Source organism: Candidatus Methylomirabilota bacterium (assembly GCA_035936835.1).
GTDB lineage: Bacteria > Methylomirabilota > Methylomirabilia > Rokubacteriales > CSP1-6 > AR37.
The window spans coordinates 1-2,810 of sequence record DASYVT010000184.1 but is presented as its reverse complement, the minus strand read 5'-3'; the positions used below and the strand labels follow the sequence as shown (position 1 = coordinate 2,810).

2 protein-coding genes are annotated in these 2,810 nt (G+C 68.6%); both read right to left on the bottom strand.

Features of this window, described 5'->3' with window-relative positions:
• Nucleotides 1-359: 359 nt before the first annotated feature.
• Nucleotides 360-1,862: an aminomethyl-transferring glycine dehydrogenase subunit GcvPB gene (gcvPB, locus tag VGV06_16820; protein ID HEV2056805.1), complete on the bottom strand. Its 1,503-nt coding sequence runs from the start codon at nt 1,860-1,862 to the stop codon at nt 360-362.
• Between the two features lie 7 nt (nt 1,863-1,869).
• On the bottom strand, nt 1,870-2,810 hold a 941-nt coding region (locus tag VGV06_16815), incomplete at its 5' end, for a glycine dehydrogenase (protein HEV2056804.1).

Below are 2,810 nucleotides of genomic sequence, written 5' to 3'. Positions count from 1 at the left end.
GGAATTCACCCAATGCCGCCGCTCGGCGAAACCGCTGCAAGGGAAAGTATCTCTCCTTTGCCCTTTCGGCTGTCGCAGACCAACGCGGTTTCGACGGTCCCCGCGGGGAACCCTCCGCGTCAGGGCTACCGGTTCGGCTCTCACGCCATGCTGTGAGCCCCGGCGACGGGACGGCCTCCCGCTGGCGGCGATGAGCGAGAAGCAAGGCAGAGAGAGGCTCTTGGCGTGACAAGACTGCGACGAGCGACCCAGTGAGGGCCCGCTTCTCCCTCAAAGCGGCCGGGCCCGAACGTGCCGACGAGGGAGGCTGGCCCGGCTCCGGGGCGCCTCGATGAGAACAACGTGTTGAGAAATCACAGCTAGGGCCGCCAGCGGAGGACGAGGTTGCGGGCGGCGGCGACTTCGTCGACGCGCCGGACAGGCGTCGTGTAGGGGGCGCCGCGCACGAGCTCCGGGTTCTCCTCGCACTCGCGGGCGATCGACTTCATCGCGGAGATGAAGGCGTCGAGCCCGGGCTTCCCCTCGGTCTCGGTCGGCTCGATCATGAGGGCGCCGTGGACGATCAAGGGAAACGAGACCGTTGGGGGATGGAAGCCGTAGTCCATCAAGCGCTTGGCGATGTCCATGTTGGAGACGCCGTGCTCGACCTGCTTCTTGTCCGAGAGAACGACCTCGTGGAGCGAAGGCGCCTCGTACTTCAGATGGTAGGCGCCGGAAAGGCCGGCGCGGATGTAGTTGGCGTTCAAGACCGCGCCGCGCGCCACCTCGCCGATCCGATTGCCGTACGCGGCGATGTACGCGAGCGCCCGCACGAACATCCCGTAGTTGCCGAGGAACGTGCGCAGCCGGCCGATCGAGTCGGGGCGGCCGGCGTCGAGAAAGAAGGTCCCGTCGGTGCGCCGCTCGACGGTCGGGCGCGGCAGGAAGGGCACGAGCTTTTCCGTGACGCCGACCGGGCCCGAGCCCGGGCCTCCCCCGCCGTGGGGCGTCGAAAAGGTTTTGTGCAGATTCATGTGCATGACATCGATGCCCATCAAGCCGGGCTTGGCCACGCCGACGAAAGAGTTGAAGTTGGCCCCGTCGCAGTAGAGGTAGCCGCCCTTTGCGTGGACGATCCGCGCGATCTCCAGGATCTCGCTCTCGAAGATGCCGAGGGTGTTGGGCACCGTCAGCATCAGCGCGGCCACGTCCTCAGTCATCGCCTCCCGGAGAACGCGCAGGTCGAGCGTCCCGCGGGCGTTCGACTTCAGCTCACGGACCTTGTAGCCGGCGAAGTGCGCCGAAGCCGGGTTCGTGCCGTGGGCCGAGTCCGGGATGAGCACGGTCGTGCGCGGGTTGCCGGCCTTGGCATGCGCGGCGTGGACCATCAGGATGCCGGCGAGCTCCCCCTGCGCCCCCGCCGAGGGCTGGAGCGTCACGCGCGAGAGCCCCGTCAACTCGATCAAGACCTGCTCGAGCCGCCACATCAGCTCGAGCGTGCCCTGCGACACAGACTCGGGCGCCAGGGGGTGCCCCGCCGCAAAGCCGGGCAGGCGGGCCATCTCCTCGTTCGTGCGGGGGTTGTGCTTCATCGTGCAGGAGCCCAGCGGGTAGAGGTTCTGGTCGATCGAGAAGTTCAGGCGCGAGAGCCGCGTGAAATGCCGGGCGACCTCGACCTCCGAGATCTCGGTTTCTCCCGCGATCTCCCCGCGGGTCAGCGCCGGCGGGATCGCGACGACGGCAGGCACGTCCAGCGGCGGCAGCGAGTAGCCGACCTTGCCCTTGCCCGAGCGCTCGAAGACGAGCGGTTCATGCCGCGGCTCGGGGTGCTTCGGATCCGCGGTGGCCGCGTGCCCGGCCTTCTCTTCGGCTTCGACCGACATCAGCCTTTCAGCCCTTCAACCTTGTCCTCAAGGCCGCCACCAGGCGATCCATCTCGTCCTTCTGGTTCATCTCGGTCACGGCCACGAGGAAGGCGTTCGGCCTTGTGCTTGTGTTTGCCGGATCCCAGCGCGAGAGAGGCACACCGCCGAGAATCCCGCCCGAGGCCAGGCGCGCGAGAAGCGGCGCGGCTGGCTCGGGGGCCTCGACCAGGAACTCGTTGAAGGTCGGGCCGCCATAGGGAATGCGGAAGCCCGGCAGCTTCGCGATCGCCGCCTTCAAGTACTCGGCCTTCGCATGGCTCTGCAGGGCCACCTCGCGCAGGCCCTTCTTGCCCATGAGCGACATGTGGATGTTGGCCGCCAGGGTCATCAGGCCCTGGTTCGTGCAGATGTTCGACGTCGCCTTCTCGCGCCGGATGTGCTGCTCGCGCGTCGAGAGCGTCAGGCAGAAGGCGCGCCGCCCCTCGGCGTCGCGCGTTTCGCCCACGAGCCGGCCCGGAATCTGGCGCTGGTGCGCCGTGCGGCAGGCGAGGAAGCCGCAGAGCGGCCCGCCGTTGTGCATCGGCACCCCGAGCGACTGCGCTTCGCCGCAGGCGATGTCCGCCCCGCCTTCCGCCGGAGGCTTCAGGAGAGCGAGAGAGGCGGCCTCGGCCACGACCGCGATCGAGAGCGCGCCCCTGGCCTTCGCGGCCGCCGAGCCGGCACTCCAGTCCTCGATCACGCCGTAGAAGTTGGGCGACTGCACGGCCACGGCGAACGTCTTTTCGTCCACGGCCGCTTCGAGCGCGGTCCGGTCCGTCGCTCCGTCCGGGCCCGCCTCGACCTCCACGACCTCGAGATCGAGGTTCGTGAAATAGGTTCGCACCGTCTCGCGGTATTCCGGGTGGATGGCGGCCGAGAGGACGGCCCGCTTCCGGCCCCGCACCAGCCGCTCGGCCATGAGCAGCG